The sequence below is a fragment of the Bradyrhizobium sp. USDA 4452 genome, from assembly GCF_054063575.1.
The window spans coordinates 1,735,145-1,760,600 of record NZ_JBSSGK010000001.1; the positions used below are offsets into that span (position 1 = coordinate 1,735,145).

Annotated in this window: 20 protein-coding genes; 7 read left to right on the forward strand and 13 right to left on the reverse strand. The window is 64.8% G+C overall.

The window, feature by feature from the left end; translation table 11 throughout:
- Positions 1 to 85: 85 nt before the first annotated feature.
- The 3 genes from ACVISU_RS08320 to ACVISU_RS08330 all read left to right on the forward strand — a co-directional run bounded on the left by ACVISU_RS08320 (position 86) and on the right by ACVISU_RS08330 (position 2,658).
- On the forward strand, positions 86 to 481 hold the full coding sequence (locus tag ACVISU_RS08320) for a helix-turn-helix domain-containing protein (RefSeq protein ID WP_094194089.1): 396 nt from the start codon (positions 86 to 88) through the stop codon (positions 479 to 481).
- Positions 482 to 796: 315 nt separating this feature from the next.
- On the forward strand, positions 797 to 2,125 hold the full coding sequence (locus ACVISU_RS08325) for a L,D-transpeptidase family protein (protein WP_456706603.1): 1,329 nt from the start codon (positions 797 to 799) through the stop codon (positions 2,123 to 2,125).
- 221 nt (positions 2,126 to 2,346) lie between these two features.
- The gene (locus tag ACVISU_RS08330; RefSeq protein ID WP_456706604.1) at positions 2,347 to 2,658 is read left to right on the forward strand and encodes a hypothetical protein; all 312 of its coding nucleotides are present in this window, start codon (positions 2,347 to 2,349) and stop codon (positions 2,656 to 2,658) included.
- Positions 2,659 to 2,696: 38 nt separating this feature from the next.
- Here ACVISU_RS08330 and ACVISU_RS08335 read toward each other — a convergent pair whose 3' ends face one another.
- The 8 genes from ACVISU_RS08335 to ACVISU_RS08370 form a co-directional block, all read right to left on the reverse strand.
- Positions 2,697 to 3,779, reverse strand: coding sequence for an isocitrate/isopropylmalate dehydrogenase family protein (locus ACVISU_RS08335; RefSeq protein WP_456706605.1), 1,083 nt, complete (start codon positions 3,777 to 3,779; stop codon positions 2,697 to 2,699).
- Positions 3,780 to 3,944: 165 nt separating this feature from the next.
- Positions 3,945 to 5,015, reverse strand: a complete 1,071-nt coding sequence (locus ACVISU_RS08340; RefSeq protein ID WP_456706606.1) for an alcohol dehydrogenase — start codon at positions 5,013 to 5,015, stop codon at positions 3,945 to 3,947.
- A 143-nt stretch (positions 5,016 to 5,158) separates the two neighbouring features.
- Positions 5,159 to 6,127 (reverse strand): ABC transporter ATP-binding protein, encoded by a 969-nt coding sequence (locus ACVISU_RS08345; protein WP_456706607.1) that lies wholly within the window; start codon positions 6,125 to 6,127, stop codon positions 5,159 to 5,161.
- A complete protein-coding gene (locus tag ACVISU_RS08350) occupies positions 6,124 to 7,110 on the reverse strand; it encodes an ABC transporter ATP-binding protein (RefSeq protein ID WP_456706608.1) in 987 nt (328 codons plus the stop codon). The genes ACVISU_RS08345 and ACVISU_RS08350 overlap by 4 nt, the downstream gene beginning before the upstream one ends.
- Positions 7,107 to 7,976: an ABC transporter permease gene (locus tag ACVISU_RS08355; RefSeq protein ID WP_456706609.1), complete on the reverse strand. Its 870-nt coding sequence runs from the start codon at positions 7,974 to 7,976 to the stop codon at positions 7,107 to 7,109. Before ACVISU_RS08355 ends, ACVISU_RS08350 begins: the two co-directional genes overlap by 4 nt.
- Entirely contained in the window at positions 7,963 to 8,913 is a 951-nt protein-coding gene (locus tag ACVISU_RS08360) for an ABC transporter permease (RefSeq protein WP_050405927.1), read from the reverse strand. Before ACVISU_RS08360 ends, ACVISU_RS08355 begins: the two co-directional genes overlap by 14 nt.
- Before the next feature lie 6 nt (positions 8,914 to 8,919).
- Positions 8,920 to 10,398: an ABC transporter substrate-binding protein gene (locus tag ACVISU_RS08365; protein WP_456706610.1), complete on the reverse strand. Its 1,479-nt coding sequence runs from the start codon at positions 10,396 to 10,398 to the stop codon at positions 8,920 to 8,922.
- A 180-nt stretch (positions 10,399 to 10,578) separates the two neighbouring features.
- Positions 10,579 to 11,817, reverse strand: a complete 1,239-nt coding sequence (locus ACVISU_RS08370) for a CaiB/BaiF CoA transferase family protein (protein WP_456706611.1) — start codon at positions 11,815 to 11,817, stop codon at positions 10,579 to 10,581.
- Positions 11,818 to 11,967: 150 nt separating this feature from the next.
- Here ACVISU_RS08370 and glgA point away from each other — a divergent pair, with 150 nt between their 5' ends.
- Entirely contained in the window at positions 11,968 to 13,395 is a 1,428-nt protein-coding gene (gene glgA, locus ACVISU_RS08375) for a glycogen synthase GlgA (RefSeq protein ID WP_050405924.1), read from the forward strand.
- Between the two features lie 191 nt (positions 13,396 to 13,586).
- Complete coding sequence (locus ACVISU_RS08380; RefSeq protein ID WP_456706612.1) at positions 13,587 to 14,645, forward strand: class I SAM-dependent methyltransferase; 1,059 nt, start codon at positions 13,587 to 13,589, stop codon at positions 14,643 to 14,645.
- A gap of 81 nt (positions 14,646 to 14,726) precedes the next feature.
- Here ACVISU_RS08380 and ACVISU_RS08385 read toward each other — a convergent pair whose 3' ends face one another.
- The 5 genes from ACVISU_RS08385 to ACVISU_RS08405 all read right to left on the reverse strand — a co-directional run bounded on the left by ACVISU_RS08385 (position 14,727) and on the right by ACVISU_RS08405 (position 22,530).
- Positions 14,727 to 16,274 (reverse strand): L,D-transpeptidase family protein, encoded by a 1,548-nt coding sequence (locus ACVISU_RS08385; protein ID WP_456710780.1) that lies wholly within the window; start codon positions 16,272 to 16,274, stop codon positions 14,727 to 14,729.
- Positions 16,275 to 16,519: 245 nt separating this feature from the next.
- Positions 16,520 to 17,758: an MFS transporter gene (locus ACVISU_RS08390; RefSeq protein ID WP_456706613.1), complete on the reverse strand. Its 1,239-nt coding sequence runs from the start codon at positions 17,756 to 17,758 to the stop codon at positions 16,520 to 16,522.
- A gap of 88 nt (positions 17,759 to 17,846) precedes the next feature.
- Positions 17,847 to 18,431 (reverse strand): PRC-barrel domain-containing protein, encoded by a 585-nt coding sequence (locus ACVISU_RS08395; RefSeq protein ID WP_456706614.1) that lies wholly within the window; start codon positions 18,429 to 18,431, stop codon positions 17,847 to 17,849.
- A gap of 48 nt (positions 18,432 to 18,479) precedes the next feature.
- The gene (locus tag ACVISU_RS08400; RefSeq protein WP_456706615.1) at positions 18,480 to 20,681 is read right to left on the reverse strand and encodes an amylo-alpha-1,6-glucosidase; all 2,202 of its coding nucleotides are present in this window, start codon (positions 20,679 to 20,681) and stop codon (positions 18,480 to 18,482) included.
- A gap of 85 nt (positions 20,682 to 20,766) precedes the next feature.
- Positions 20,767 to 22,530, reverse strand: coding sequence for an ABC transporter ATP-binding protein (locus ACVISU_RS08405; protein WP_050405919.1), 1,764 nt, complete (start codon positions 22,528 to 22,530; stop codon positions 20,767 to 20,769).
- Positions 22,531 to 22,840: 310 nt separating this feature from the next.
- Here ACVISU_RS08405 and ACVISU_RS08410 point away from each other — a divergent pair, with 310 nt between their 5' ends.
- On the forward strand, positions 22,841 to 23,908 hold the full coding sequence (locus ACVISU_RS08410) for a glycosyltransferase family 4 protein (RefSeq protein WP_456706616.1): 1,068 nt from the start codon (positions 22,841 to 22,843) through the stop codon (positions 23,906 to 23,908).
- Positions 23,909 to 24,199: 291 nt separating this feature from the next.
- Positions 24,200 to 25,450, forward strand: coding sequence for an ABC transporter substrate-binding protein (locus tag ACVISU_RS08415; RefSeq protein ID WP_050405917.1), 1,251 nt, complete (start codon positions 24,200 to 24,202; stop codon positions 25,448 to 25,450).
- The last annotated feature ends 6 nt before the right edge of the window (positions 25,451 to 25,456 follow it).

The window sequence follows — 25,456 nt, forward strand, 5'->3', positions numbered from 1 at the left end:
CACTCGAGCTTAACGCGGTACATCATCAACGTGTCCCTGACCCGACCGGGCCAGGGATTCTCGATTTGAAGGACGGGTCACAAGAATGAACAGATCAGCAGCAAAGAAGATGAAGCAGCGCAGCGCCGGCAAGCCGGACATTGAGTTGGGCAAGCGGATTCGTCTGCGCCGTGTCGAGCAGAAGATCTCGCAGGCGGAACTCGGCGACAAGCTGGGCGTCAGCTTTCAGCAGGTTCAGAAGTACGAGAAGGGTGTGAACCGCGTCGGCGCCGCGCGCCTTCAGCAGATCGCGAGCGCGCTCGATGTGCCGGTGACCTTCTTCTACGACGGCGACAACAAGGCCCGCGAAGTCGAGAGCCTGCTGTTCCTCGATAGCGCGTTCAGCCTCCGGTTGCTGCGCGCCTACAGCAAGATCAAGGATCAGACCGTGCAGCGCCAACTGGTGTCGCTGATGGAATCGATCGCCGCAAACGAAGATTGAACGGCAGCACGGGTACGATCGCGACACCGCGAACGCGATCGACCAGAGCGAGCGGATCGGCCGCGACCGGTCATCGGGATCGCCACGCGCCGGTCGAACCGGGAAGATGTCAAAGCGCTGCCATCGGCGATGGCAGCGCTTTTTCTTCGTCCGTTCGGCGCCGCTAGCCCCGGGCCGGCAGGACGGTCACGGTAACGTTCTGACTGCAACCAAAACTTAACCAAGACGCAACGGTCTCGAGATAGATCATCACCTCCGAACGAACGCGCTGCCTTCCATTTTTCGCGCAAGGGACGCAGTCCGGAGAATCGAGATATGCAGAGAGTGACACTCGTCGCCGTGGTTACGATGCTTGCGGCTCTGCCGGTATTCGCACAAACCGCGGGTGCGCCCGGCCCGACTGCAACCGTGCCGCCTCATCATGCGCTGTTGCCTGCGGCACCGGCCGCCCAGCCGGGCCAAGCCAAACCGGCCGCGTCGGCCACGGGCGCGGAAACGCGATCGGCTGCCGCGCTCGCGTTGTCGCGCGAGCCGACCTACGACCAGGGCAGCGCCCAACGCATTCGCGACGTGGTGAAGAGCTATTCCGATCTCGCCGCCCGCGGCGGTTGGCCCGCGATCCCTGCGGACGCGAAATTTGCGTTGGGTGTCCAGGGCGCCAATGACGATCTGTTGCGCAAGCGTCTGATCATCACCGGCGACCTTTCCGCCGACAAGGCCGCCGGCGCCTATGATGAAGTCCTGGCCGACGCCGTGAAGCACTTCCAGACACGCCACGGGCTCGCGGCGACCGGCACGGTGACGCCGCGGACGCTGGCTGCGCTCAACGTGCCCGTGCAGAAGCGGATCAAGCAGCTGGAGGCTTCGCTGGAGCGGCTTGAGCAGATGGATTTCCAGTTCGGGCAGCGCTATGTCGTCGTCAACATTCCCGCCACCTTCGCCGAGGCCGTCGAGGACGACAAGGTCGTGCGGCGCTACCGCGTGATCGTCGGCAAGACCGAGAAACCTTCGCCGACGCTGACGTCCGAGATCACCGACGTCATCCTCAATCCGACCTGGACGGTGCCGTCATCGATCACGAAGACGGAGATCGCGGCGCATATGCGCAAGGATCCGACCTACCTCTCGCGCATGCACATGGACGTGCTCGACGCCCACGACAACCTGATCGATCCGCGTTCGCTCGACTGGTCGGGCGATCACGCGCCGAACATCACGGTGCGTCAGCAGAGCGGCGCATGGAATGCGCTCGGCGCGGTCAAGATCGACATGCCGAACTCTTATTCGGTCTACATGCACGACACCAATCAGCACAGCCTGTTCAACGACGACTATCGCTTCGATTCGCACGGCTGCTCGCGCGTCGACAATGTCCGCGATCTCGCGGCATGGTTGCTGAAAGACCAACCGCAGTGGACCCGCGCTGCCATCGATGCCGCGATCACCACCGGACAGCGTCAGGACGTCCGCATGCTGAAGAAGGTGCCGGTAGCCTGGGTCTACCTCACGGCGTGGATGACGAAGGACCGGACCATCCAGTTCCGCAACGACGTCTACGACCAGGACCAGCAACTGCTCGAAGCCACCGCCGAGGAAGCTGCCTTCTTCAGCAAGGCAGCCGAACATCCGCTGACCACGCAGTAGAGCGCTTTTCCGCGAAGCGCGACCAAACGTCGCCACGTTTTGTTTGCGCCTCGCCAATCTGTCGCGCGGCCAATTGTCGCCCGCGCATGGAGCGACCTCACAACTCCCGCATTTCCTGCGTTGAACCGCCGTCGCCAGAACCGAGTGTGCGTGCCTGTCTTTTTGTCGCAGCAACGAAGCGGCCACACGGACGTTTTCAGGCTTCAACCAAGGAGATCTCAATGAATATCAAGCTTGCAATTATTGGACTGGCCGCGCTCGGAAGCGCAGCGTTGATGTCCGGTGCGGCATCGGCGATGCCGAACGGGCTTCCGCAGGCTAGCCACATCGCAGGCGAAACGTCCAATGTCGACAAGGTGCGCCAGGTCTGCGATCGCTGGGGCCGCTGCTACTGGCAACCGGGCTACGGCTATGGACCGCGCCATCACGGATGGCATCATCGTCCGCACTACTATCCGCGCCATCATCATCACGGGCACCGCCATCACGGCGGGCATCATGGTGGCGGCCATCACGGCGGACATCGGCGCTAGTCGTCCACGAGGGGGCTTCGGCCCCCTCACCTTTTTTGTTAGAGCGCCGCCAGCACGGCCTTCGCGACATCGGCGGTGCCGTTGCTGCCGCCAAACTCGAACGGCTTGATACCACCGGCATAGACCTTGTCGACGGCACGCTCGATGCTTTCGGCAGCTTCGGCAGCGCTCTCGAGGCCGTGCTTGTCGGCGAGCCAGTCCAGCATCATCGCTGCCGACAGGATCATCGCAGTCGGGTTGGCCTTGCCCTGCCCCATGATGTCGGGCGCCGTGCCATGACACGGCTGAAACACGGCGTAGCGGTCGCCGATGTCGGCCGACGGCGCCATGCCCATGCCGCCGATCAGGCCGGCGGTGAGGTCAGACAGGATGTCGCCGAACATGTTCTCGGTCACCATGACGTCGAAGTCCCACGGGCGCTTCACCAGCGCGGCCGCAGCAGCGTCGATGTAGAGGTGATCGGCCCTGACGTCGGGATGACGCTTCGCGGTCTCGTCGAAAATGCTCCGGAAGAACGCGAATGCCTTGAACACGTTCGCCTTGTCGACGCATGTCAGCCCGCCACCGACGCGGCCGCGCGCCTTGCGGCGTTCGGCAAGCCGGAACGAGAAATCGAACAGCCGCTCCGAGGTCCGGCGCGTGATTACCATGGTCTCGCGCGCCTCGCTGTCGGTAACGACGCCCTTGCCCATCGAGGCGAACAGGCCTTCGGTCGATTCTCTGATCACGACGAGGTCGATGCCCTTCTGATCGGCGCCGACGATCGTGCTCGGCACGCCCGGGATCAATCGCGCGGGCCGCACGCCGGCATAGAGATCGAAGATGATGCGCAACTCGATCTGCGGCGCGATCTCGGTGTTGTCGGGATAGCGCACCGACGGCAGGCCGCACGCGCCGAGCAGGATCGCGTCGGCCTCCTCGCACAGCCGGATCGTACTCTCCGGCATCGACCTGCCGGTTTGCTTGTAATGCCCGGCGCCGGCCGGCGCCTCGGTGAAGCGGAATTTAAGGCCGGACGACGGCTCGATCCTGCGCAGCACCTCGAGTGCCGGCGCCATCACCTCGGGGCCGATGCCATCGCCACCGAGAACTGCGATGTGGAGTGCGTCGTTGGCGGCCATGGAAATCTCCGGAATCGGCAGGGAATATTGCACCCGTCATTGCGAGCGAAGCGAAGCAATCCATGCCGCCGCTTGCGGAGAGATGGATTGCTTCGTCGCTTCAGTGCAAAATTGCTCTGCAATTTTGTCACGAGCTCCTCGCAATGACGGATGGGCCGGGCCGCGTTACGGCGTCAGCACCGCGCGGCCGACGAGCTGGCCCTTCTGCAGATTGGTCAGCGCCTCGTTTGCCTTTGCCAGCGGCATCGGCGTGACTGGGATCGCCGAGATCTTCTTGGTCCGCACCAAATCCAGCAGCTCCTGCGTCTCGCGCAGATTGCCGACATAGCTGCCCTGGATGGTGACCGCCTTGATCGGGATCAGCGGCAATGCCCAGGTCGCGCCGCCGCCGAACAGGCCGACGATCACGAGCTTGCCGCCCTTGGTCAAGCAGTCGAAGCCGAGTTGCGAGGTCTGGGCGTTGCCGACCAGGTCGATCGCGGCGCGGATCGGCTGACCCGCCTTCTTGATGAGTTGCTCCAGCGCGTCGGGCGCCTTGCCGTCGACGGTGGCGAGCGCACCGGCAGCTTCAGCCGCCTCGCGCTTCCTGGCATCGATATCAACCACGATCGCGCCCTTGCCGCCCATCGCCTTCAACAGCGAGAGCGCCATCAGGCCGAGACCGCCGGCGCCGAAGATCACGATCGGGGTGTCGAGATCCTTCTCGACCTTCTTCAGCGCGCTGTAGGTCGTGACCCCAGAGCAGGCGTAAGGTGCGGCCGTGACCGGATCGAGCCCCTTGAGGTTGAGCAGATATTTCGGATGCGGCACCGTCATGTGATCGGCATAGCCGCCATCGCAATAGACGCCGAGCGCGTTCGGCTTGATCGCGCACATGTTCTCGTCGCCGCCGACGCAGGTCGGGCATTTGCCGCAGCCGAGCCAGGGATAAGCCAGCGTGACGTCGCCGATTTTGAGGCCACCCTTGTCGGCGTCCTTGACGTCGGGGCCGAAGGCGACGATCTCGCCGACCGTCTCGTGGCCCATCGTGCGCGGCAGCGAGACGCCGCGGTCCTTCAGCGACAGCGGCTTGCGGCCATGGCCGAGATCATAGCCGCCCTCCCAGATATGCAGGTCGCTGTGGCAGACGCCGGCGGCCTTCACCTTGATCAGCACCTGGGTGCCGGACGGCTGCGGCGTCGGCTGATCGACCTCTTTCAAGGGGGCGTTGAAATCGACGACCTGGAAACTCTTCATCGCTGTTCTCCCGAAGCTTGTTCTTGCGGCGGACCTTGCCACGCCTGCCCGCCCGGGACAAACGTTCAAGACCCCCATATTCGAGCAAGCCGCCATGCAGCTCGTTCGAAGGCCAACGCGCTACCATTCAGAGGCGTGAGTATTCAGATCAGTGGATGATGGCAAGCCGCGAACTGGCCGGGCGCAACCACGCGCAGTTCCGGCACTTCGCTGGCGCAGCGCGCATCGGCGCGCGGGCAGCGGGTGCGGAAGCGGCAGCCCGACGGTGGCGCGATCGGCGACGGCGGCTCGCCGACCGGCACGCTCGTGGTCGGCCGGACATCCGGATCCGGCACCGGAATCGCCTCGATAAGCAGCGCGGTATACGGATGCGCCGGCCGCGCAAACAGCTGCTCCGACGGACCGACCTCGCAGAGTCGGCCGAGATACATCACCGCAACGCGATCCGAGACCGCCTTCACCACGGCGAGGTCGTGGGCGATGAACAGCAAGGTCAGGCCGTAGCGCGCCTTCATCTCCTCCAGCAGATTGAGGATTTGGGCGCGGATCGAGACGTCGAGCGCGGACACCGGCTCGTCGCAGATCACGAATTCCGGGTTGAGCACCAGCGAGCGAGCGATGCAGATGCGCTGGCATTGTCCGCCGGAGAATTCGTGCGGCAGGCGCCCGCTCACCAGCGCGGGATCGAGGCCGACCGCCGAGAGCACCTCGCTGACGCGCCGCTTGCGCTCCTCGGGATCCCTCACGCCCGCGATCACCAGCGGCTCGGCGACGATATCGCCGATCCGCCGCCGCGGATTGAGCGATGCAATCGGATCCTGGAAGATCAGCTGCACACGCCGGCGCATGTGGCGCAGCGCCTCGCCCTTCAAGGTGGTGAGATCGTGGCCGTCGAACAGCACCTTGCCGGAGACCGCCTGGCGCAATTGCAGCAAGGCGCGGCCGAGCGTGGACTTGCCACAGCCGGATTCGCCGACCAGCCCCAGCGTCTCGCCGCGCGCGATCTCGAGGCTGACATCGGAGACGGCATGGATGGTCTTACCCCCGACCGAATATTCAACGACGAGATTTTCCACCTGCATCAGCGGATCGGATGCGACCTGCAACATCATGCGCCACTCCCCGCCGCGAGCGGATGGAAGCACGCATAGAGATGCTCCAGTGTCTCGGCCGGACTGAGCCGCGGCTTCTCGGTGCTGCAGCGCCCGGCGGAATAGCGACAGCGCGGCGAGAACGAGCAGCCTTTCAACGGCCGGGTCGGATCCGGCGGCCGTCCCGAGATCGCCGGCAACGGCGTATGCGGCGGCACGTCGAGCTTCGGCAGCGCGGCGAGCAGCGCCTCGGTGTAGGGCATCCGCATCTGCTTGAACAGCGCAGGCGTCGGCGCGCGCTCGACGACCCGCCCCGCATACATCACCGCGACCTCGTCGGTGCGGCCGGCGACCACGCCGAGGTCATGCGTGATGATGATCATCGCCATATGGCGGCGCTGCTGCTCGCGCGCCAAGAGATCGAGAATCTGGGCCTGGATCGTGACGTCGAGCGCGGTGGTCGGCTCGTCCGCGATCAGAAGCTGCGGCTCGCAGGACAGCGCCACCGCGATCGCGACGCGCTGGCGCATGCCGCCGGAGAGCTGGTGCGGATATTGCGCCAGCCGCTGCTCGGGCGCGGGAATGCCGACCGCGGCCAGCAGCTCGATGCTGCGCTGCCTGGCCTGGGCAAGATCGAGCTCGAGGTGCTCCTGAATGGTCTCGATCAGCTGGGTGCCGATGGTAAGCACCGGATTGAGCGAGGTCATGGGATCCTGGAACACGACCGCGAGCGAGCGGCCGCGCAGCTTGCGCAATTTCTCCGCCGACAGCGTCGTGAGATCCTGCCCGTCGAACATCACGCGGCCGGACAGCCTGGCCTTCTTGGGCAACAGCTGCAGGACGGCCCGTGACAGCATGGTCTTGCCGCAGCCGGATTCGCCGACAATACCGAGCGTCTTGCCGGCGCCGACGGCGAGATCGACATGATCCACCGCCCGCAGGTTGCCGCGCGGCGTCGGCAGGTCGACTACTGCGTCCTCGACCGAAAGCAGCGCCCCGCTCATAGCGCGCCCTGCCTCGGGTCGGTCAGCGCGCGCATCGTATCGCCGATCAGGTTGAAGGAAAGCACCGTCAGGAACATCGCAATCGCCGGAATGAAGGCCAGCCGCGGCGCCACATCGAGGCTTTCACGCCCCTCCCCGATCATGCTGCCCCAGCTCGAGATCGGTGGCGGCACACCGAGGCCGAGGAAGGACAGCGAGCCCTCGACCACGATGGTGACGGCAACGCCGAGCAGGAAGAAGGCGATGAGCGGCAGCAGCACGTTGGGCAGCAGCTCGCGCAGCAGGATGCGCGCATGGGTGGCGCCGAGCGCCTGCGCCGCGATGACGAATTCGCGCCGCGCCAGCGTCAAGGTCGCGGCCCGCGCCACCCGCATGAAGGCGGGAATGCCGAGCACGCCGAGGATGCAGGTCAGGTTGAAGATCGACTGGCCAAGATAGGCGGTGACCGCAAGTGCCAGGATCAACGGCGGGAATGCCAGCAGCACATCCATGCTGCCGACCACGAAGGATTCGAAGCGGCCGCGGAAATAGCCGGCGAGGATGCCGAGCGCGCCGCCGATCGTGACCCCGATCATCGGCGCGCAGAGGCCGACGATCAGCGAAATCCGCGCGCCATAGATCAATCGCGCCAACTCATCCCGGCCGAGGCCGTCGGTGCCCAACCAATGTTCGGCCGAGATCGGCGCCCGCCGCTCCAGCATGTCCATGTCGGTCGGGCTCGGCAGCGGCAGCAGGTCGGCGAAGATCGCGACCGCGAACACCAGCACCGTCCAGCCGATCGCACACCAGAACAGCGTGCCCAGCCGGCGCCTCCGCTGCACTGGCGCCGCTTCGGTCTCGTCGAGGCTGAGCTCAAGCGTGGCCATGGCGGATCCTCGGGTCGAGCACGGCGTAAAGCAAGTCGACGATGAAGTTCATGATCACAAAGCCGGCGGCGACCAGCAGCACCACGCCCTGCAGGATGATGAGGTCGCGGGTATAGATCGCGCCGACCAGTAGGCGCCCGATCCCCGGCAATGCGAAGATCGATTCGACGATCACGGCGCCGCCGATCAGCCGACCGATGTTGATGCCGGTGATGGTGACGAGCGTCAGCGACGACGGCTTCAGCGCATGCACGAACAGGATGCGCGACGGCTTCAGGCCCTTCGCCTTGGCGAGCGCGATATAGTCCTCCTGAAGCGCTGCGATCATGTCGGAGCGCAGCACCCGCATGATGCCCGGCCATTCCGCGAGCCCGAGCGTCAGTGCCGGCAGCACCATGAAGCGCAGGTTGGCGACCGGGTCCTCGGTGAACGGCACGTAGCCGGTTGCCGGCAACAGGCGCAGCTCGACCGCGAACAAATAGATCAGGAGGATCGCGGACAGGAAGGTCGGTACCGACAGCATGCCAAAGGCCGTGCCGGTCATAAAGCGGTCGAACGCGGAGCCCGCCTTGGCGGCGCAGGCGATCGCGAGCGGCACGCCGATCGCAAGCCCGATCAGTTCAGCGAAAATCATCAGCTCGAACGAGACCGGGACGCGGTCGCTGACCGCCTGCCACACCGTCTGCCCGGTGCGGAAGGATCGTCCGAAATCACCCTGCAGGATGTGCCACAGCCAGCCGAGATAGCGCAGCCAGATCGGCTGATCGAGCCCCATGTCGTGACGCAGCGCCGCGACATTCTCGGGCGTCGCCTGGTCGCCGAGGATCACGTATGCGAGATCGCCAGGCAATAGCGAGGCGATGACGAAGGTCAGCACCGAGACCGCAATCAGCACCGGCACCAGGTATAGGAGCCGGCGCGCGACAAAGAACAGCATGAACCGCTATTCCTTCCAGGCGTAGGAGACGTCGAGCACCCCATTGAACATTTTAGGCACGCCCTTCACCTTCACGCTCGATATCGCGTAGTACGTATTCTGGAAGGTCCAGAACCAGATCGCCTCCTTGTTGATCAGGCGGCTGATCGCGCAATAGTCCTCGGTACGTTGGGCGACATCGGCGGTGGTTCGCGCATGCTCCAGCAGCCGGTCGAGTTCCGGATTGGAGTAGTTCGCCAGCGCAACCGGGCTGCCTGTGTGGAAATTGGCATACATCTGCGGATCGGGATCGGCGAGATCGACGATGCGCCACGGCGTGAGCTGGAACTGGCGCATGAAGGCGCGCGGCGGAATGGTCGCCTGATCGACCTGCTCGATCTCCATATTGGCGCCGATGCGCTTCCAGAATTGCTGCAGGACCTGACCGCCGGTGCGGCCGCGCGGCGTCGCCGTGACCAGCATCTTGAATTCGACCGGCTTGCCGTAATCCTTGAGCAGCGCCTTGGCCTTTTCGACATCGTAGGGCAACGCGCCGTCATCCTTGCACTTCACCCAGGAACCGTCGCCGTAGGGATTGCTGGCCGGTCGCGCCAGGCCATTGGTAATTGCTTGCGACATCTTGTTGCGATCGAGCGCCATCACCAGCGCCTGACGCACGCGCACGTCGTCGAACGGCGGGACCTTGGTGTTGAAGGCAGCGACTGCAGCCCCCGAGCCGTGATAGGTATGCACGGTGAGACTCGTGTCTTTGCGCGCCTTGATAATGTTGTCGGCGTCGGCCTCGTCGTCCCAGACGATGTCGGCCTCACCCGACTGCAGCGAGGCAAACCGCGACTGCGCATCCGGCAGCGGCTTCAGGATGATGCGATCGAGATAGGGCTTGCCCTTGTCCCAATAGTCCGGGTTCTTCTCGAGCACCATGCGATCGCCGGCATTCCAGGATTTCAGGATATAGGGACCGGTGCCGACCGGATTGCGGTTGTAGTCATCGCCCTTGGTCTTCCACGCGGTCGGCGACTGCATCACATTGTTGGAGCTCTGGATCGACTGGGTCGCCGGAAAGTTCACCGACGGGTCGCTGAAATTGTAGCGCACCGTGAGGTCATCGACGACGTCCACGCTCTTGATGCTGGTGATGTAGAACGCACAGCGACACTTGTTGGCCGGATCCTTCTGGCGATCGAAGTTCTCCTTCACCGCCTGCGCATTGAACGGCGTGCCATCGTGGAATTTGACGCCGGGCCGCAGCTTGATGGTCCAGGTCTTGAAGTCTTCGGCGTGCTCCCACGACAGCGCGAGCTTCGGCTTCGGCTCTCCCTTCTCGTCGAGCGTCATCAGCGTGTCGAAGATCGCGGCCGCAGCGGTATTGGCTGACGTGTCGTAGACGCCGACCTTGAGAGGGTCGAAGCCTGGAATGTCCAGTTCCTGGCCGACGGTGAGCGTGCCGCCCTGCTTCTGCGCATGGGCCGGTGCAGCTGACGCCACTGCACCTAATCCCGCCACAAGAAATATACGCGCAACTGCGTGCGCGCGCCCGGCCAGCTTCATCGATGCTCCCTCCCAAGTGGGCGACGTCCGGTGTTCCGGATCGTCGTACGTTGGCAAGCAGCTTGTCCGGAATCGCCGCGCACGACAAGACCGTAAAACGGATGAAAAGCCGCAGGCTTAACTGCTCGCCGTGTTAGCCGGTCGCGCTGCGAAGCCTGCGATCTGATCCTCGGAGAGGCCGATCTCCTTCAGATAGGACCGTGTGTGCTCGCCGAGTGTCGACATCCGCTTGCGCGCGCCGACCGCAGCGCCGGACATTCGGAAAGGCAGATTGAGCACCTTGAAGCTGCCGCCGCCGTCCTCGACCTCGGCCAGTGCTCCGCGATGAGCGATCTGCGGATCTGCGAGCGCCTCGCGCACCGTGCGATAGGCCGACGACGGCACGCCATATTCATTGAGGGCAGCAAGACAGGCCTGCGTGTCGACCGATCGCGACCACGCCTCCACGCCCTCCATCAAGCCCGCCCAATTCTCCCGCCGATCGGAATATCTGGCGAATCGCGGATCGGACACCCATTCCGGCCGGCGGATCACCTGCATCAGGTTCTGGAACGTCTTCTCGCTGGCGATCGCCACCATCACGTAACCGTTGCTGGTCTCGATCGGGCCGAACATCGGCCGCTGGGTTTGCTTCACCTCGAATTGCGACCACTGCAGTTCGTTCAGGGTCAGGCTCAGCATCGATTCCAGCATCGAGACGTCGATATGCTGGCCCTTGCCGCTCGCTCCGCGCTGATAAAGCGCCGCCGAGATCGCCCCGAAGGCGTAGACCCCGGTCAGCACGTCGGCATGGTAGATTCCGCAATAATCCGGCCGGGTGCGGCCCGGTTGATAGGCGAGATGCGCCATCTCGTAGCCCGACGCGGCATGGATCACCGGGGCATAGGCCGGCAATTCCGCCGACGGGCCGGTCTGGCCGTAGCCGGAGATCGAGCAGAAGACCAGCTTCGGATTGATGTCGCGGATCGAGGCATAGTCGAGCTTCAGGCGCCGCATCACGCCGGGGCGGAAATTCTCCACCAGCACGTCGGCGGTCGCGATCAGCCGGCGCACGGCTTCGACGCCGGCCGGCGACTTCAGGTCGAGCACGAGGCTGTGCTTGCCGATATTGAGCTGGCCGAACGCCGTCGAGCAATGGTTGCGCAGCGGCGGCCGCGTCCGCATCGTCTCGCCTTCGGCGGGCTCGATCTTGATCACCTCCGCGCCCATGTCGGCAAGCATCCGCGTGCAATGAGGTCCGGCGATCGTGGTCGAAAAATCGAGCACGCGAAGGCCGTCAAAGCTCCGTGTCAAATTCCCCTCATCGTCGGCGGCTATTGTCGTTGCCAAGGCTTCCTCCAGCTTCGTCGTTTCCATTGTTCGGCGTCGCGCGACCCTAAAGTGAGCCGCCCTGACAGGAAAGCGTCTCGTCCAGACCGGGACCGCGGGCTGTCTTGCATTTTACTCAAAGGCAGATTGGACCCGATCTTGCATGGGCCCTGTCACGGGCTGGAATGAGGGCGCTTGTTGAAGGTCTTATTCGTCACGACGGAGATGGACGATTTCGTCCGCGTGGGCGGGCTCGGCGCCGTTTCCGCCGCACTTCCCCGGGCGCTCCGCCCCTGGAGCGACGTCAGGATCATGCTTCCCGGCTACCGGGACGTGGTCGAACAGTTCACTCATATTGAAATCGTTGGACATTGCGAGGCCCTCGCCGAGATGCCGGCCTGCACGCTCGGGCGCGCTTCGACCAAGGACGGGCTGCCGGTCTATGTGCTGCTGTGTCCGCAGCTCTACGACCGGCCGGGCAATCCCTATGGCGACGAGTCCGGCCGCGATTGGCCCGACAACGACATCCGCTTCGGCCGCTTTGCCTCCGCCGCTGCCGAACTTGCAGCCGGAACGCTGGACAAGAATTGGGCAGCGGACCTCGTTCACGCCAACGACTGGCAGGCCGCGCTCACACCCGCCTACCTCGCATGGCGTGAGCTACGGATTCCGTCGATCCTGACCATCCACAATCTCGCCTATCAGGGCCTGTTTCCGCGCGACTCGCTGCGACGGATCGGCGCACCGGAGAGCTCGTTCCACATCGACGGGCTGGAGTTCTACGACAAGCTGTCCTTCCTCAAGGGCGGCCTCGTCTACGCCTCGCATCTGACCACGGTCAGCGCGACCTATGCGAGGGAGATCACGACCGCCGAGCTCGGCTGCGGGCTCGAAGGTCTGCTCCGCGTGCGCTCCGACGCCGACCAGCTGACCGGCATCCTCAACGGCATCGACGAGAGCTGGGACCCACGCCACTGCGCACAGCTCGCGCAGCCGTTCGGTGCCGGCGACTGGAAGGGCAAGCAGGCCAACGCCGACTACGTCCGCCGGCAGTTCGGCCTTGCGGTCTCGCGCGGGCCGATCTTCGGCCTGGTTGCGCGGCTCGTGCATCAGAAGGGCGTCGACCTCGTGCTGTCGGCCGCCGACGAGATCATCCGGGACGGCGGACAGATCGTCGTCACCGGCAGCGGCGAACCCGCGATCGAAGACGCGCTGGTGGCCGCGCACCGGCGCCGGCCCGACGCGATCGGCGTCATCATCGGCTTCAACGACGCGCAGGCGCGCCGGATCTTCGCCGGCAGCGACTTCACCCTGATGCCGTCGCGCTTCGAGCCCTGCGGCCTCAGCCAGATGTATGCGCAGCGCTTCGGCTCGCTGCCGATCGGCCACCAGACCGGCGGGCTGGCGGAGACCATCGCCGACGGCGAGACCGGCTTTCTGTTCTCGCAGCCGTCAGCGGAATCCTTCCTCGGCGGCGTCAGGCGCGCCTTCGACGCCTATCGCGCCAAGGATCGCCTCAATGCCATGCGCGCCAGCGCGATGGCCAAGTCCTACAGCTGGGACCTGTCGGCCGCCTGCTACGGCGCGCTGTACAGGAAGCTCATCATGCCGCGGGCAGCAGCGTAAGGCGTCCGCCTCGCAGGCTTGTGAAGTCGCCAAGCTGGTATCCCAGCCGCCTTGTGACATTCAGCCTGCGCCGCCGACCCCATTCGTGCGATCATGTCGGCGCCCAAGGCCTTCTGCCTGGACGATAGCGCACACATGAAATTGGCAATGATGGACTTTTTGCAAAAACCCAATTGCGATGGAGCGACATCATGGACGTCAACGAGGAGCGTCTTAATTCATTCATGGGAAAGATGATTGGCGATGTCGGCGCGGCGATGAACGCCTCGCTGATGCTGCTGGGCGACAAGCTCGGACTCTACAAGGCTCTCGCCCAGCAAGGACCGATGAACGCGGCGGCCTTGGCCAAGGCAACAGGAACAGCCGGGCGTTACGTTCAGGAATGGCTCTCGGCGCAGGCCGCTTCCGGTTACGTCGAGTATGACAGCGCCACCGGAAAATTCTCGATGCTGCCCGAGCAGGCGCTCGCGCTCGCCCAGGAGGACAGCCCGGTCTTCCTCGGCGCCGTCGGAAGCCTTGTCGGAGCGACTTTTCTTGACGAGCCGAAAATCACCGACGCGTTCAAGACCGGCAAGGGCGTCGGCTGGAACAAGCGCAGCGAGTGCCTGTTCTGCGGCACCGCCCGGTTCTTCCGCACCAGCTACAAGCACTATCTGGTGCAGGAATGGCTGCCGGCGCTCGAAGGCGTCGTCGACAAGCTGAAGAAGGGCGCGGTCGTCGCCGATGTCGGCTGTGGCCACGGCGTCTCGACCCGGTTGATGGCGGAGGCGTTTCCGAAATCGACCTTCTACGGCTTCGACTATCACGACGGCTCGATCCAGACGGCGCGGATGGCCACGAAGGAGGCGGGATTGTCGGACCGCGTCCATTTCCAGACGCACTCCGCCAAGGACTTCCCAGCCAACAGGTATGACCTGGTGTGCTTCTTCGATTGCCTGCACGACATGGGAGATCCGGTCGGCGCGCTCAGGCACACCCGCTCCACCCTCGCTGACGACGGCACCTGCATGCTGATCGAGCCGTTCGCCAACGACCGGCTGGAGGACAATCTCAATCCGATCGGGCGCGTCTATTACGCGGCGTCGACGATGATCTGCACGCCGGCGTCGCTGGATCAGGAGGTCGGGCTTGCACTCGGCGCGCAGGCCGGGGAGACCCGGTTGCGCGAGGTGGCGCGGCAGGGTGGCTTCTCACGTTTCCGCCGCGCGGCGGAAACGCCGTTCAACCTGATCCTGGAAGCTCGCCCGTGACGGCGCCAACGCGATTGGACGGCCGGTGTCACACCGCCGTCCGACACGCAGAGTGTTCGCTGATCCCGCCGCAGCGCCCTGCTACCAGTCCTGCTGCGACTGCCAGTAATTCTGGCCGCCGCGGCGACGCGGATTGGCGGCTTGGGGATTGCCGTAATAGGGGGAACCGTACTGGGTCGGTGCTTGCGGATTGCCGTATTGGGGATAGCCGTATTGGGTGCCGAACTGGGGATTCCAGCTGCGCTGAGAGAAGAAGCCGAAACCGTCCCCGTCCCCGCTCGCAACCATGTCGTCGGGTTCCATCGGCCGGGTCGGCTTGCGTGTGATGAAACCGCCCTGGGGCTGGTTGCTCAGCACGGCAACGAACTCGGTGCGGTAGTTGGTCTCGGCGCTCAGCGGCTCGTCCGAGATGATGATCGATGAGCGCGGCACGGCGGTCGGCGCAATGCGATCGAGCACATCTTGCGGGATGGTGACGCGGTCGAGCGCGTTCTTGGCATTGTCGCCGTCGTCGATCGTCACCTCGGTCCAGCGCAGGCTGCCGTCGTTATTGCGGGCCATCGCCGTGAAGATATGCGTGCCGATCGGCTGGTCCGGATCGCGAATGGTGACGGGAACCTCGATGCTTGAATCAAACACCTCGCCGCCATCGGCCCAGGGCTTATGGGTGTTGCGCCGGACGTAAAGCCTCTGCGTCGCGCGGCTGATGTAGACTGACACGGGCTCAAGCGCGAGTTTCGCCTCGGTTGCCGCCTTCTGGGTATCGGCCTTCTTGATCTCGGCCGCCTTGGCGGCGTCCTTTGCGGCCGCTGCGGCGTCGAGCTTCGGCTTGGCGTCGCCCTGGGCCGCCTCGAACTGCGTCGTCGCTTCGGCGGCCTTGGCGGCGGCCTTCTGCTTCAGATCCTCGGCGCGTGCCTTGGCTTGGTCGGTCTTGGCATTGGCGAGGGTCTTGTCGGCGAACGCAAGCTCGGCCTCGGCACGGATCTTGGCCTTTTCCAGCTTGCGCAATGATGCCGGTGTGAACAAGGCGGCTTCCTTCGTCGCGGCCACGGAAGCCTTCTTTGCCTCGTCGGCCACCTTGGCGGCATCCGCGGCTTCGCGGGACAGCGTCTCGGCGCGTGCCGGTGCCGCCGCGATGGCCTGGGCGTTCGGCACGAACAGCGCGGGATGGGTGAAATCCTCCGGGGCCGGATCGTTCGGCGCGATGATCACCCGCATCCCGATCCGTGTCCTGTCGAACAGCTTCTCGGCAAAGTCGTAAGGCATCCGCACGCAGCCGTGCGAGGCGGCATAACCGGGCAACGGACCGCCATGCAGCGCGATGCCGTTCCAGGTGATGCGCTGCATGTTCGGCATCCAGGCATCGTCATAAAGGGTCGAGTGGTGGTCCTTGTCCTTCTCGATCAGCGCAAAGACACCGGCCGGCGTCTCGCGTCCCTTGACGCCGCTCGACACCGGTGCGCGGTAGATCCAGCCGTCGGCGTCGTAGAAGGTCACCTTCTGGGCCTTGATCGACACGATCGCCATGATCGGCTCGCCCGCGGCGCGCGGCGCGGTCGCCTCGACCGTTGCTGCAGGACGCTGCTGCTTTGCCGCGACGCCGCCGGTCAATGACGCAAGTGTGACCATCGCCGCGAAGGTCACAAAGGCGGGAGGCCCCCAACGCCGCATCGCTCCGGTGATTTGCGCCGTCGTCGTTCGATTTACCATGCGATTCCTCGGTCGAAATGCCTGCCCGCGCTGCGTCGATCCCTACCAGATCACGATTTTGGATTGATTAATCCACGGGACTACCGGCTCGTTCCGCCAGCAAATCACTCATATATGACTGCGCATGCAGGAGGAAGAGCGCCGCAGGGCCAAACCTGCCTGCGTCATGCCGTCCGCCGCGTCTCCGGCATTACCAGCCAGATCATGAACAGCCCCAGCGCGGCGACGCCGGCCAGCCCCATGAAGGCGGTGCTGCTGCCGAGCTTATCGCTGACATAGCCGGCCAGCACCGTACTGAGCGACGCGCCGATCCCGACCGCGGTTCCGACGATGCCCTGCGCCAGGTTGAAATGGCCGCTGCCGAACGCCACGTCGGCCACGATCAGTGGCACCATGACGCTGAAGATCGCTGCGGTGATGCCGTCGAAGATCTGCACCATGACCAGCAGGTAAGGATCCCGCACCGTTGCGAACAACAGACCGCGGATCGCCAGCGCGGCGAACGCGATCAGCAGCAGCGGCCGTCGGCCCCAGGCCTGCGCCTTGCGGCCGACCGACGGCGAACATAGCGCGACAATCGCTTGCGGCACGATGATGCAAGCCGCGATCAGGACCGGCGCCCATTGGCTCGACCGTGTCGTGACGACGCCTGCCATCAGCGGCAGCATCGCGGCATTGGCGAGCTGGAACAGCATCATCGCGCCGGCAAAGATCAGGAGCGACCGCTGTCGCACCAGACCGATGATACTGGTCGCTCGTTTGTCCGGAATCTCGCGCTTCACCTCGCCATGGGCCTGCGCATTGTCGATCTCGCGCTCGCGGATCCGCGCCAGCGACAGCAACGTCGGGATCGCCAGGATGAAGGTCACGAGGAACACCGATCGGCTCGACAGGAAATAGCCGCAGGCGCCCATCAACGCCGCGGCCGAGCCGCTGCCGAGCGAGGCAAAGCGCGCATTGCGGCCGAGCCGCTCGCCGATCGCCAGCGGCCCGACCAGGCCGAGGCTGATCGCGGCGATCGCCGGACCTAGCACGCAGCTTGCGAGCGCGTGCAGTATCGCGGCAAGCGTCACCACCGGAAAGATCGGCCAGAGCGCGTAGGCAAGCGCGGCGGCGCCGATGGCGGCGACCGCCCAACCCGCGACCACCCGCTCCGAGCGTGCTGCGTCGACGATCGCGCCGCCGGGCACCTGGCCCAAGAGGCCGATGATGCCGCCGATCGAGAGCACGAAGCCGATCTCGACCTGGGTCCATTTCTGCGTCGTCAAATAGACCGCGATGAAGGGGCCGAAGCCGGTCTGCACGTCGGCCAGAAAGAAGATGAACCAGTCGAGCCCGCGCTGGCTTTCGCGCGACGGCCGGCGCGGCTGCTCTGGATTGGACTGATTGGGAACAATTGACACAACGTTGGCGCCGCCGGCAGATCGCTCGCCACGATCGTCGCCAACCGTCTCGAAGGAAGAGTTCGGACGCGCGACCAGCTTTGGCCCCCTAATGTTCGTAGTCCCATGGATGGAGATTGCCGGCCGCGCCGAGCACGATCAGCGGCGTATCTTCCTTGTATTCCGGCGCAGCGCTCACCTGCTGCTTGTTCAGGTCCAGCGTGATGCTGTCGCTCTTGCTGGAAACGCCGGCGAAACGCAGCGCGTTCCAATCGACCACGATCTTGCGGCTGCCGACGCCGAGGAAGCCGCCGAAATCGATCACCGCGGCGCGGACCTTGCCATCGCGATCGACGATGACGTCGACGATCCGCCCCATGTCCTCATTGGCGGAACTGCGCACGTCGCGCCCGAGAATGCCGTGCGCATCGCGCGCACCGATCACCGTCACCGAGGGTGGTGGCGATGGCTCCTTGGACGATTCTTTGGACGGCTCCTGCGGTGCCGCGGAGGCTGCCGGCGGCGCGGGCGTGGCCGACGGCGCCTGCGTTGCTGGCGGCGCCTGGGTTGCTGGCGGCGCCTGCTCCGCCGGCGGCGATGGCGTCGGCGACGGCGATTCATCATCGGCGGCGCGGACACCAGCGCATGTCAGCAGCGCCGCTGCGACCAGCATCACCATGATCCTCAAACGCATCCTACTCTCCCCACGATTTTCCGGCGCGCGCCTGCCGTGCGACGACGCTCAATGCGTCAGCACGATCGACACCTGGATCTGGCCGCGCGTGCGCAGCACCTCGAGTGACACCTCGTCGCCATGGCGGCGCAGCCGCAGATCGACGCTGGACGCGCCGAGCCTGAGGTCGCGCAGCACCACGTCGTTGAGGAATTCCGGCAGCCGCGGATCGCGCAGGCGGATCTCCCCGCGCGCGATGTCGAACTCGAGGCCAAGCGCGGCCTCCAGCAGCGTGAACGGCGTCGCGCTCGCCCAAGCCTGCGGTGCGCAGGCCACCGGATAAAGCACCGGGCCGCGCCGGCGCTCGCGGCGGAAGCCGCAGAACAGCTCGGGCAACCGCCGCAGCTCCATATAGCTCGCTGCATCGAACAGGCCCTTGAACAGATGGGCGACCGAATGTTTCAAGCCGTAGCGCGCGAAGCCGAGCGCGATCAGCGCATTGTCATGCGGCCAGATCGAGCCGTCGTGATAGGACATCGGATTGTAGCGCGCTTCCCCCGCGGCGACGGTGCGGATGCCCCAGCCCGAGAAGAATTTCTGGCTCATCAAATCGGCGGCGACCCGTCGCGCACGATCTTCCCGCACCATACCCGAAAACAATGTCTGTCCGGCATTCGACGTACGCACCCTGCACGGCTGCTTGGCGCCATCGAGCGCCAGCGCGTAGGTGCCGAGCTCCTCGCACCAGAATGCCTGCTCGAACTGCTCGCGCAGCCGCTCGGCTTCGGCATCGAGCTTGGCGGCCTTGTCCGTAAAGCCCAGCCGGCGCGCCGCGCGCGCTGCCAGCTGCTTGCCGGCGAAAACATAACCCTGCACTTCCGCCAGCGCGATATTGCCCTCGGCAAGCGTGCCGTCGGCGTGGAAGATGGCGTCGAAGGAGTCCTTCCAGCCTTGATTGCGGAGCCCTTCATCGGTCGCGCGCTGGTACTCAATGAATCCATCGCGATCCGGATCGCCCGGACCGTCGATCCATTGCAAGCCGGCCTCGACCGCCGGCCACAGCTCGCGCAACGTCTCCAAGTCGCCGGTGCGCTCCAAATAAAGCCCGGCGAGCAGCACGAACAGTGGGGTCGAATCGACGCTGCCGTAGTAATGCGCGAACGGCACCTCGCGCAGCGCGGCCATCTCGCCGCCGCGCATCTCGTGCAGGATCTTGCCCGGCGCAGCATCGGACAGCGGATCGACCGCCTTGGCCTGGAACAGCGCAAGCCGCTTCAGCACGCCCTTGGCGATCCGCGGATCGAGCCACAGCATCTGCAGCGCGGTGATCAGCCCGTCGCGGCCAAACGTCGTCGAATACCAGGGAATGCCGGCATAGGGATAACGGCCCTGCGGCGTCTCCGTCATCAGCATGTTGAGGTCGGCCATCGCCTGGCACAGCACCTCGTTGAAGATGTTGTTCGAGGTCTCGATGCTGGCGGCGCCGGCCGATGAGTTCCGCATCTCGCGGCGATGCGCCAGCAGCCCGCGGAAGAACGGCACCGGCTTCTGCATGATCGGCTTGTTGCAGGACACCGCGACGAACAGCGAGGTCACCTGCCCGGGCTCGAGATCAAAATGATAGGTCGCGGCGTTGACGGACAGCCGGGTCGGCCGCGGATCGAAATGCAGCGCGGTGATCCGCGTCTGCTCGTCGAGGCCGCAATATTCCAGCACGACGTCGGTCGGGCCGAGCAGCTTGCTCGAGCCGATGCCCCGCCGCGGCCGCCGCTCGCCGCGCACCTCGAACAGATCGGCGAAATCATTGTCGAACAGCAACGAAAGATCGAAGCTTGCCGCGTGATCGCCGTGGTTCTGCAGGCCGATACGCTGATAGGCGGTGCCGCGCCACAGGAAGATCGAGCGGACGATATGCAGCGTGTCTTTCTGCAGCGTGAGCCGGCCGTCGCGATAGACGTCGGAATTGGTGAGATCGACCGTCAACGCCGAATTGTCATCACGCATGTTGGAGCCGAGCAGCAACGGCTGCACGTCCTCCAGCACCATTTCCAGCCGCGCGAGGTAGCGCGTATCGGCATTGAACAGTCCGTCCGGCCCACCGGCCGAGGCTCCGATATCGCCGTGGCTGTCGAGCACGATGAAAGTGTCGTCATGCTTGAGCGAGCGCCGTGGCCGCGCCGCGGGGCCCGTCATCGGAATGTAGAACGGCGATTCGGCGACGTGCTCCGTGATGCGAGCAGTGATGATCTGCGTAACGACGTCAGCTGCCATCTGAACCTCTGGCGACTTTTATTGGCCGTTTTCCTGATTCGAACGAACGCACTGGAACGCAAGAACAGGCTTCGATGACGCGGGGTCAGGCCGCGCTGGTGGAGAGGCGCCCCATCTCGCGCGCGACCAGGTCGCGGTAGGGACCCCTGCCCTTCACGAGGATATCGGGCGGACCGTCCTCGACGATCCGGCCGCCCTGCAGCACGACCACGCGGTCGAAGCTGCGCAGCGTCGCGAGCCGGTGCGCGATCGCCACCACCGTACGCCCGCGCATCAGGCGCGACAACGCCTCGCGGATCGCCTCTTCGGATTCAGCATCGAGCGCCGCGGTGGCCTCGTCGAGCAGCAGGATCGGCGCGTCCTTCAGGAAGGCACGCGCGATCGCAATCCGCTGCCGCTGGCCGCCCGAGACCTTGACGCCGCGATCGCCGACAATGGTGTTCATGCCTTCCGGCAGGCTTTCGATGAAGTCACAGCGTGCCGCGACCGCCGCCCGCAGCACCTCGTCGTCGGTGGCGTCAGGCCGGCCGTAGCGGATGTTCTCGAGGATCGAACGATGGAACAGCGAGATGTCCTGCGGCACCACCGAAATCGCCGCGCGCAGGCTCTGCTGGGTGACGCGGGAGATATCCTGGCCGTCGATGGTGATGTTGCCCTGCTCGACATCGTAGAAGCGCTGCAGAAGAGTAAACAGTGTTGACTTGCCGCCGCCGGACTGCCCGACGAGACCGACCCGCTGGCCGGGCTGGATGCGCAGGCTGAACCGCTCGAACACCTGCAAGCCGCCGGGATAGCGGAACGACACATTGTTGAACGCGATCGCCGCGCCGCTCTTGACCAGCGTTTCGGCCTCCGGATGGTCCTTCAGCTCGTGCGGCTGCAACAGCGTCGCCAGCGCTTCGGTGAGGCGGGCGACGTGCTGGGTGACGTCGACCAGCGCAACGGCGAGATCGCGGGTGGCGCTGAGGATCGAGATGCCGAGCGTGCAGACCAGCACGACATCGCCGGTGGTGGCTTGGCCCTGCTGCCAGAGCGAGAGCGCCCAGGCCAGCATCGCGATGGTCAGGATGACGGTCACGCCGGCGTGAACCAGGCGGAGCTTTTCGAGATAGCGCAGGGAGCGGCCGCGCGCGACGAGTTCCCGATTGACGGTCGCGTCGAAGCGGTCGTGCTCATAGCCGAGGCCGCAGAACGCGCGCACCAGCGGGAGGTTGTTGATGACGTCGACCATTTCGCCATCCACGGCCGCCGCCCTGTTGGCGAAGTCGTCATGCAGCGGCCGGCCGGCGGCGGCCATGCGGAACATCGCCACCACCATGGTTCCCGCGATCAGGATCAGCACTGCTGACATTGTCAGGCTGACGGTTCCAACCAGGGTGATGGCCGCGAAAGTCGCGATGCAAGGCGGCAACACGTTCCATACGAACATGTTCTCGACGGTGTAGACCGCGTTCGACGTTGCCGTGATCCGGCTGGTCAGCATGCCTGGCAGCCGATCCGTGAAATAACTTGGCGCGTGGCCGGTGAGATGCCGGAACATGTCACGGCGAAGGTCGCCGCTGACGCTGACGAAGGTGTAGCTCGCGGTCCAGCTCGCGATCCGCCACAGGAAGTTGTCGGCTGCGATCAGCGACATGAGCAAAGCGAATGCCAGCCATACGCCGCTCGCGGCCGACGGCCCTGCCGACAACGCATCGACCAGATTCTTCACGCCGTACTGCGTGCCTACCGAGCAGGCAACCGCCGCGACGACGGCCGACAAAATCACGACATGCGACGGCAGCCGCCGACGCAGATAGCGCAGCACAAAGGGGAATGGGCGATGCGCGTATCCTGACAGATGGTCCATGACGTCCTGCAAAGCTGTTGAAGGTGAACGAGAAAATTCTAGTCGACACTCTCGTGCACGATGACATGAAGGGCGGCGGTGGGATTCCTTGATGCAGCCATTAGTGCGCAACAATTTTGCAACGCTGGCGTCGGCAAAAACCTGTTGGAGCGTGATGGCATCAGCAAGACCACAGTGTGATGGAAGAAAGAAGCGGCAAATCTCCCACATCTAAGGAACCTCGCACGTGCGAGAACGTTCCCGTCTTTGGCATGTCGGTGCCATCAGAGGGCTGAGGGTTCATCCACATTACAAACATGGAGACGGAGAAATGCGCATCGCGCAGGTTGCCCCGCTGACGGAGGCTGTTCCCCCCAAGCTCTACGGCGGCACCGAACGGGTCGTGCACTGGCTGACCGAAGAACTTGCAACACTTGGACATGACGTGACGTTGTTCGCCAGTGGCGATTCCCAGACCTCCGCGAAGCTCGATGCGACCTGGCCGAGGGCACTGCGGCTCGACGGTTCCGTCCGCGACCCTAATGCGCTGCACATGGTGATGCTGGAGCGCGTGCGGCAGAAAGCCGACGACGATGAATTCGACTTCCTGCATTTCCATCTCGACTATTATCCGTGGTCGCTGTTCGCGCGGCAGCCGACGCCGTTCGTGACCACGCTGCACGGACGGCTCGACCTGCCGGAGCACCAGCCCGTCTTCAACACTTTCTCCAAGGTCCCGGTGATCTCGATCTCCAACGCGCAGCGCCGGCCGGTGCCACAGGCACACTGGGTGCGCACCATCCATCACGGCCTGCCGGAGCATCTCCTGACACCGCAACCGGCCAGGCAATCCTATCTCGCCGTACTCGGGCGCATCGCGCCGGAGAAGGGCGTCGATCGCGCGATCAAGATCGCAACCCGCTGCGGCATTCCGCTGAAGATCGCAGCCAAAGTCGATCGCGCCGACCAGGAATATTACGATGAGTTGATCAAGCCGCAGATCACCAACAATCCGCTGGTCGAGTTCATCGGCGAGATCAGCGACCGCGAGAAGCCGGACTTTCTCAGCGGCGCGATCGGGCTCCTGGTTCCAATCGATTGGCCGGAGCCGTTCGGCCTCGTGATGATCGAGGCGATGGCCTGCGGCACGCCCGTCATTGCGTATAACCGCGGTTCGGTGCCGGAAATCATCGAGGATGGGCTGACCGGCTTCATCGTCGAAGACGAGATCAGCGCGATCTCCTCGGTCGGCCGGCTTTCGACGCTCAACCGCGATGCGATCCGCAAGCAGTTCGAGACCCGCTTCACCGCACGCCGCATGGCGCTCGACTATCTCGCCGCCTATCGCAGCCTGATGGAGGCCAAGCCGCGCTTCAAGCTGGTGGCGAGCGCGGAATAGAAGTTGCAGCGGCCAATCGAATGATCCGGCGGACTGTCGGCACTATCTGCGCCGGTCCGTCGGGTCATTCGATTGTCAATAATGCCGTCGTGTTCTGCGCAACTGCCACGCAACGAAGCGCGCGCGTCGGGCGATTGCTGCGACGCACCCGTCGCAACGCGTTTCCCCATGACCGCGACCGATATCGCCTTTGCGATTGCCGAATTACGTGCTCTTATGCACCCCGCTTGAGCAAAGAATAATAAGCGCGCGGACGGAGCAACCGTGCCGTGGTCGCACAGGGGGAACGCCATGACAGGGGACCGCAAGCCGTCGGCCATTAATAATGCCGCGCCGACCAAAGCCTCACGGAAGCTGACGCGCCGCAAGTTCCTGGCCAAGACGGGCGGCGTGCTTGCGGCCGGCGCATTCGGCGCCGTGCCGTTGCGCGGTTGGGCCGCCGACCCGATCAACATCGGCGCGCTCTATCCGAGCACCGGCAGCATGGCGCAGATCGGCATCGGCTGCGTTGCAGCAGCGAAGCTCGCGGTCGACATGGTCAACGAGGCCGGCGGCATCAAGTCGCTCGGCGGCGCCAGGCTCAACCTCATCGTCTCCGACGTGCAGAGCGACACCACGGTGACGCGGACCGAGACCGACCGACTGATATCCGGCAACAAACTGTCGGCGATCCATGGCTGCTACGCCAGCGCGCTGACCCTGATCGCGAGCGAGGTCTGCGAGCGCGCTCACGTTCCGATCATCACCGGATCGAGCTCCGACCAGCTCAACAAGGGACGCACCTACACCTTCACGCCGTTCGCGCGCGCCTCGCAATTCGCCAAGGCGCAGTTGCAGATGGCCAAGCTGGTCAGCGAGCAGGCCAAGGTCGCCGTGATCTTCGAGAACACCGCGTTCGGCACCTCGACCTCGAACGGGCTGAAGGAGCTGGCGCCCGGCGAAGGCGTCGAGATCGTGATGTTCGAGCCCTACTCGGCCGGCTTCACCGATGCGAGCCCGCTGATCAACAAGGTCAAGGCCTCCGGCGCCAACACGCTGTTCTCGCTGTCCTATCTCAACGACCTCATCCTGATCGTGCGCACCGTGAAGCAGGTTGGGCTCAACATCGCAATCAATGGCGGTTCCGGCGGCTTCGTGATGCCGGACTTCTACAAGAATGTCGGTAAGGCCGCCGAGGGCCTGCAGGGCGTGGCGCACTGGAACCACGACGTCAACGACGATGCGCAGAAGGTCAACGCCGAGTTCAAGAAGCGGACCGGCGAGTTCGCGTTCGAATATGCCGGCGGCCTGGTCGCGCAGACCTTCATGCTGGCCGACGCGCTGGAGCGCGCCGCCTCTGCCGATCCGAAGAAGGTCCGCGAGGCGCTCTCGACGCTCGACGTCTCCTCGGGTTATGCGGCGATGGCGCCCGGCGGCAAGGTGAAGTTCGGCCCCGACGGCAAGAACGTCTATGGCCGCCCGGTCGGCGTGCAATGGCAGAATGCCGACCTCGCCAGCATCTTCCCCAAGGAAGACGCCCGCGCCCCGCTGATGAAGACCTGAACCGCG